This window comes from Sellimonas sp. (genome assembly GCF_047234585.1).
Lineage (GTDB): Bacteria > Bacillota > Clostridia > Lachnospirales > Lachnospiraceae > Sellimonas > Sellimonas caecigallum.
Genome location: NZ_JBKSWG010000005.1, coordinates 129,341 through 135,860, shown reverse-complemented (window position 1 = coordinate 135,860; position 6,520 = coordinate 129,341). Strand labels below are relative to the sequence as shown.

General features: G+C 48.6%; 7 protein-coding genes. All 7 read right to left on the bottom strand.

The window, feature by feature from the left end; genetic code table 11:
• Positions 1 to 124 precede the first annotated feature (124 nt).
• The gene (locus ACLROL_RS03510) at positions 125 to 1,747 is read right to left on the bottom strand and encodes a phosphotransferase (protein WP_413067342.1); all 1,623 of its coding nucleotides are present in this window, start codon (positions 1,745 to 1,747) and stop codon (positions 125 to 127) included.
• A 215-nt stretch (positions 1,748 to 1,962) separates the two neighbouring features.
• Positions 1,963 to 2,400, bottom strand: coding sequence for an NUDIX hydrolase (locus ACLROL_RS03505; RefSeq protein WP_413067341.1), 438 nt, complete (start codon positions 2,398 to 2,400; stop codon positions 1,963 to 1,965).
• A gap of 73 nt (positions 2,401 to 2,473) precedes the next feature.
• On the bottom strand, positions 2,474 to 3,802 hold the full coding sequence (locus ACLROL_RS03500) for an O-acetylhomoserine aminocarboxypropyltransferase/cysteine synthase family protein (RefSeq protein WP_413067340.1): 1,329 nt from the start codon (positions 3,800 to 3,802) through the stop codon (positions 2,474 to 2,476).
• 25 nt (positions 3,803 to 3,827) lie between these two features.
• Positions 3,828 to 4,760: a cysteine synthase A gene (gene cysK / locus ACLROL_RS03495; RefSeq protein WP_413067339.1), complete on the bottom strand. Its 933-nt coding sequence runs from the start codon at positions 4,758 to 4,760 to the stop codon at positions 3,828 to 3,830.
• Between the two features lie 127 nt (positions 4,761 to 4,887).
• Positions 4,888 to 5,319 (bottom strand): RrF2 family transcriptional regulator, encoded by a 432-nt coding sequence (locus tag ACLROL_RS03490; protein ID WP_288723141.1) that lies wholly within the window; start codon positions 5,317 to 5,319, stop codon positions 4,888 to 4,890.
• 70 nt (positions 5,320 to 5,389) lie between these two features.
• Positions 5,390 to 6,154: an acyl-CoA dehydratase activase gene (locus ACLROL_RS03485; RefSeq protein ID WP_413067338.1), complete on the bottom strand. Its 765-nt coding sequence runs from the start codon at positions 6,152 to 6,154 to the stop codon at positions 5,390 to 5,392.
• Positions 6,155 to 6,246: 92 nt separating this feature from the next.
• Positions 6,247 to 6,510, bottom strand: coding sequence for a DUF3343 domain-containing protein (locus ACLROL_RS03480; RefSeq protein WP_221920291.1), 264 nt, complete (start codon positions 6,508 to 6,510; stop codon positions 6,247 to 6,249).
• Positions 6,511 to 6,520: the final 10 nt, after the last annotated feature.

Genomic DNA, 6,520 nt, shown 5'->3' with positions numbered 1-6,520 from the left:
AAATACCCGTGACTGGACTTGCACCAGTAAGATTAGTGCCATGCTCGGCACACATGATCAGCCCCCAGACAGGAAAATAAAGCTCCTGCCTGAGGGCATCCTTCGTTCACACTCAATTTTTATATTACTTTGTATATTTCTGGATGATTTCCTGCATTTTATCAAAATTCTGTTCCATCTCATCCACAAGGCGGAACTGCGTCCGTGCCCGGACAAGATTGTGTTCCGGGTACTCCGTCTTAAAGTATGTATCTCCCTGAAGATAATCTGTCAGGAATCGGATACCGCATTCCAGCGTCATAAGGCGCGCTCCCCACGGAAGACTTTTGATCTCCTCTTCTGTCAGAACATCCTTTGTCTCTTCCAGATATCCTTTTACATACAGTTCATACAGGTTAAGGTCGAAATGCATGAGATCCAGGTTTCTCTCATCTTCTGCCGCTGTCGCTGCACCGAAACGGATGGAATCCCCAAAATCATTTGCCGCAAGCCCCGGCATGATCGTATCCAGGTCAATAATACAAAGGCCCTTTCCTGTTTTTGCATCAAAGAGAATATTATTTAACTTCGTATCGTTGTGAGTCACACGGAGCGGAAGTCTTCCATCTTCCTGTTTTGTCACAAGGACGCCGCAATCTGCTTCCCGGTCAAGTACAAAACGGATCTCCGGTTTACATGTGACGGCACGGTTTTTGAGATCTCTTTTTAAGGCAACCTGAAACGCCTCGAAACGCTTTACTGTATTGTGGAAGTCCGGGATCGTCTCATGGAGCCTGGACGCCGGGTAATTGCCAAGCTGCTTTAAGAAATGCCCAAAACTGCTGCCGGACTGGTAAAACTGCTCCGGCTCTTCCACAAGCTGATAGCAGACAGAATCCGGGATGAAGTTGTAGCATCTCCACGGTTCGCCTTCTCCATCCTCAAAATAATTGCAGCCGCTTTTTGTCTTAATATAGGAAAGTGTCTCCCGATCCGGATTGCCGCCTTCCTGACGGATCTCATTTCTCAGGTATTCCGTTACCCCGAAAATATTTTCCATCACACCTGCAGGATCTTTGAATACGTTGCTGTTTACTCTCTGGAGCACATAGGACAGCTCGTCTCCATCTTCTCCCGGTATGTACACTGCGTAAGTTTCATTGATGTGTCCTGCCCCAAACGGCTTCACATAGCTGCACCTGTTTCCAAATCCGAATGCGTAAATGGCGTCTTCCAGATTGCGGTTGTCCACCCCGTCGATCTTCCTTCTCGTGGAAAAGATTACTTCGCCCGCTTCTACTTTCTCTCTGGATCCGATCGTACAGTTTGCCTTTACCACACTTCCAAGGCCCACATGTGCTCCACTGCATATATGGGAATCATGGTCTATCACTGCACCGCTGTTTACAAGCACTCCGTGCTCCACTACCGTATGGGTGTTGACTACCGCCCTCTGCATGACGAAACTTCCGTTTCCAATCTCTGCGCTGGGACTTACTACTGCGGACGGATGAATAAGAGCCGGCACCTGATACCCCGCCTCCATCAATTTTTCCGTCCAGTACAGGCGCATATTGTTGTCTCCCAACGCCGCTACTGCCGTATCATACTCTTCCAGAAAATTTTTGTAATCACAGCATTTTCCAACGACATCCTTATCTTTTACCGCATCGTCAAGGAACACCGCATTCTCATATCCCAGAAGATACGCTGTCTCCTGGATCATGTGCCCGAATCCGCCGGCACCTAAAATCAATAAACTCTTCATTTGCTTTCCTTAAGGAGGCCGTGATGCCTCCGCCATCCCTTTCTTTGAAATTCATTGTTTCATTATAACAGATTTACAAAAAAAAGTCTTTTATTTGCGGTAAATTGGCGGAGAAATTGCTCATCCGTTCATAGCTATTTGTGCGCCAAACGGTTGCTTTTTCCATTAATGCATGCACTCGGTCAGCTTCTATTTTGATCATACGAATCTCAAACTTACGATCTGCTCATCGAGTTCAGCCAGCCCTGCACGTGATTGAAAAGATGGGGCTGGATAGCCGGATAAGTCAGTTCTTTTGGAATAGCTGCAAAAGTTTTGGTCTCCTGGATTTCAACCTCATCCGAAAGGTCTCCTTGTTTGTTTATCTCCGCGAAGCAAAGGAGTCCATATGTCGTTTCTGTTCCATCCGAGACGCCGTAGATACAGACTGGAGAAAGGTCAAATTTTTCTGCACCGGTTTCTTCCCAAAGCTCTCTTCTGGCCGTATCGAGGATCGCTTCTCCCTCTTCCCGGTGCCCTCCCGGTATTTCCCAGGTCGCCCGTTTTTTGTGGCGGCAGAAGACCCATTTCCCTTCATATCTTGCCGCGATGACAGCAAATTTTAATCGTGTATCATCGATTTCTTCCTTGTCATGAAATGTAACTGTTACCATATATTTTCCCCCTTTGTCCGATTCTTTTTCCAATATTTTATCCCATTTGCAAAAAGATGACAATGGATTTGCTTTACCGGGACAGGGATTCTTCTCTCACTGCCTCGAACGCCTCTTCCAGATCTTCCAGAATATCACTGATATGTTCTGTCCCAATGGAGAGACGGATGGTGTTCGGCTTGATACCCTGGTCTTCCATTTCCTCTTTGTTTAGCTGGGAATGCGTCGTAGAGGCAGGGTGGATGGCCAGGGATTTCACGTCCGCCACATTTGCGAGGAGGGAAAAGATCTCCAGGTTATCGATGAAGGTTTGCGCTTCCTTTTCTCCGCCTTTGATCTCGAATGTGAAGATGGAGCCGCCTCCGTTCGGGAAGTATTTTTCGTACAGCTCTTTTTGTCGTTTGTCCCCTGCCGCAGATGGATGATGCACACACTCCACCAGCGGATGGGCCTCCAGATACTGCACGACTTTCCGTGCATTTTCCACGTGGCGTTCCACCCGGAGAGATAACGTCTCCAGCCCCTGCAGGAGCAGGAATGCGTTGAAAGGGGAGATCGCCGCCCCGAGATCCCGGAGGATGACTGCCCGGACTTTTGTGATAAAAGCTGCCGCCCCTGCCGCTTTTGTAAAGCTTACCCCATGATAGCTTTCATTCGGTTCAGAGATCCCCGGAAATTTGCCCGATCTCTCCCAGTCAAACCTGCCGCTGTCTACAATGACGCCGCCAAGGGTCGTGCCGTGTCCGCCGATGAATTTTGTGGCGGAATGGACCACGATATCCGCCCCGTACTCGATAGGACGTACAAGGTATGGGGTCGCAAACGTATTGTCGATAACACACGGAATGCCGTGGGCATGGGCTATGGCAGCGACGGCTTCAATGTCCGTCACGTCTGAATTTGGATTTCCAAGTGTTTCTATGAATATTGCTTTCGTATTTGCCTGGATGGCTGCCTCGAATGCTCCATCCTCAAAAGGATCTACGAATGTCGTTTGAATACCGTATTCCGGAAGGGTATGAGCCAGAAGGTTGTATGTGCCGCCGTAAATATTTTTTGCCGCCACGATATGATCGCCTTGTTTTGCCAATGCCTGAAAAGTATAGGAAATCGCTGCTGCCCCGGACGCCACGGCAAGAGCTGCGACGCCGCCCTCCAGAGCTGCCATCCGTTTTTCAAATACATCTTCTGTCGGGTTTGTCAATCGTCCGTATATATTGCCGCTTTTTGCAAGGCTAAATCTTGCCTGCGCATCCATACAGTCATGGAACACATAGGAGGATGTCTGGTAGATCGGCACCGCGCGTGCGTCGGTAGCCGGGTCTGCCTTCTCCTGTCCTACATGAAGCTGCAGCGTCTCAAATCTCAGTTTTCTCTCTTCTCTGCTTCTTTTTCTGCTCATATGCTGTCCTTCCTTTCTCGGTCTGCTATGCTGTGAATAATGGTGTGGAATAGTAGCGGTCTCCTGTGTCCGGCAGAAGCACAACGATCGTCTTTCCTTCGTTTTCCGGCCGTTTTGCCAGAGATACTGCCGCCGCAAGAGCCGCGCCTGAGGAGATGCCCACCAGGACTCCCTCTTCCTTCGCGATGGTCTTCGCATATGCGAAAGCATCGTCTCCTGTCACTTTTATGATTTCATCATAAATTTCCGTGTCGAGTACATCCGGGACAAATCCTGCTCCGATTCCCTGGATCTTGTGCGGCCCTGGATTCCCGCCGGAAAGTACCGGAGATTCTGCAGGCTCTACCGCCACAACTTTTATTTCCGGATTCTGCTTCTTTAAGTATGTTCCTGTCCCTGTGATGGTTCCCCCGGTTCCTACAGAAACCACGAAAATATCCACATTTCCGTCCGTATCGTCCCAGATCTCCGGTCCTGTCGTCTCTGTGTGCACCTTTGGATTGACCGGGTTTGTAAACTGTCCCGGTATAAAGCTTCCCGGAATCTCTTTGGCGATCTCCTCCGCTTTTTCGATGGCTCCCTTCATACCTTTTGTTCCATCTGTAAGCACAATTTCTGCTCCGTATGCTTTCAGAATATTTCTTCTCTCTACACTCATGGTCTCCGGCATCGTAAGGATCATGCGGTACCCTTTGGCCGCCGCAATCGATGCAAGGCCGATGCCTGTATTTCCGGACGTTGGCTCTATGATGACAGAACCTTCTTTCAGTATGCCTCTTTCTTCCGCATCTTCGATCATCGCTTTTGCGATTCGGTCTTTGACACTCCCTGCCGGATTGAAATACTCCAGTTTTGCCAGAATGCGCGCATGAAGCTCCAACTTTTTCTCCAGATTTTTCATCTGTACGAGAGGGGTATTGCCTACCAATTCTACCATTCCGTTATAAATTTTTCCCATTTTTCTATCTCCTTTTTTCTATTTCCTATTAAGTATATAGGAATTATATGATATGATTCATCTCTTGTCAACCTGTTTTTTGTATAAAGCAAAAAGGAACAAAGTCTCCTTTGTCCCCACACTTGTCTCAGATGATATAGTCCATCCCTTTTTCTTTTTCCCATCTTACCAGGTCTTCCAATGTATAATGATCGATCACACCTTTGACGGCAGCGTCAAGTTCTTTCCAGATCCTGATAGTTACACATCTTTCGGCTCTTCCGCATGGAGTTTCTTCTTCCAGGCAGTCCACTGGTGCCATACTTCCTTCCGTCAGGCGAAGGATATCTCCTACCGTGTAATTGTCCGGATCTCTTGTGAGCATGTAGCCTCCCTGGGCTCCCCGCACACTTTTGACATACCCTGCTTTTGCAAGAACCGAGACAATGCTTTCCAGATATTTGACCGAAATCTCCTGCCGGGCCGCCGCATCTTTGAGCCGGACCGGAATGCCATTATTGTGAATGGCGATATCCAGCATCAGACGCAGTGCATATCTTCCTTTTGTTGAAATTTTCATCTTTGTCATCCCTCCTGCGTATTCCCCTGATTATCATATCGCCTGAGGAATCATCCGTCAAGGGAGATGGCTATCTCTTCTTCTTTTCCTCTGCCAGGTAGGATGCTCCGATGGCCCCTGCAAATCTTCCGTTTTCTGTCGGCTCTACGGTCTTTCCGATCTTTTTGCTCAGAATATCGGTAAAATATGTACTGTGGCTCAGGCCTCCGGTCAAAATAATGCGTTCCGGCAGTGTTTTTCTCTGAGCCAGCTGCGCCACTTTCGCAGCTACCGAATCCACAACTCCGGCTGCGATGTCTTCTCTTTTCTGTCCCTCTCCGATGTAATTGATGACTTCAGACTCTGCAAATACCGTGCAGAGAGAGCTGATCGGCAGCACGTTTCCCTGGGATGCCAGATTGAAAAGTTCGTCGATGGCGACACCGAGACGGTTTGCCATGATCTCCAGGAATTTCCCAGTTCCGGCAGAACATTTGTCATTCATGAGAAAGTCGCTTACCATACCGTGCTCCACGAGGATTACCTTTGTATCCTGACCACCTACATCGATGACGGCGCAGTCTCCTCCTGCGATCTCCCTGCCTCCCCTGGCATGACAGGTAATCTCCGTGATGACGTAATCTGCAAAGTCCACCGCTATCCGCCCATAACCGGTAGCCACGACTTTTGTCTCTTCGCCTTCCACATCCGCGCCCATTTCTTTCAGCCGCCTTTGGATTTCCCGCGTTGTCTCCTTACTGCTCCAGCCTGTAGGCAGTACAAAAGATGTGTCATGGTCTCCTCTTACCACTACTTTGGATGCTGTTGATCCGATATCGATTCCTACGTAATTCATTTAACCTTCCTCCATGCTATTTCCGAAACAATGATGGGTTCCGTTTCTGCGTGATACAGGGATGCGTCGTATTGATCCGCATCCCCGCAAATTTAGCAATATCTGTCCCTGTTCGGGTTGACATCTTTTTTTATCTGTGCGATTCCAAGTGTCTCGATGTCCGCTTCCTCAATGACATCCTTTACTGCATCTGTCTCTTCCTCCTTTATGAGCAGAGAGATGCCGCAGCATTTGCTGGCCTGTCTCGGGGTAGGGGCGATCACACTGGACAATCCTTTCTTTTTCAGTTCTCTGTGAAGCCGCATCCCATTGTCATGATTGGGAAACAGCACATAGTACTGGATCTCCTGTTCCATCGGCAACTTC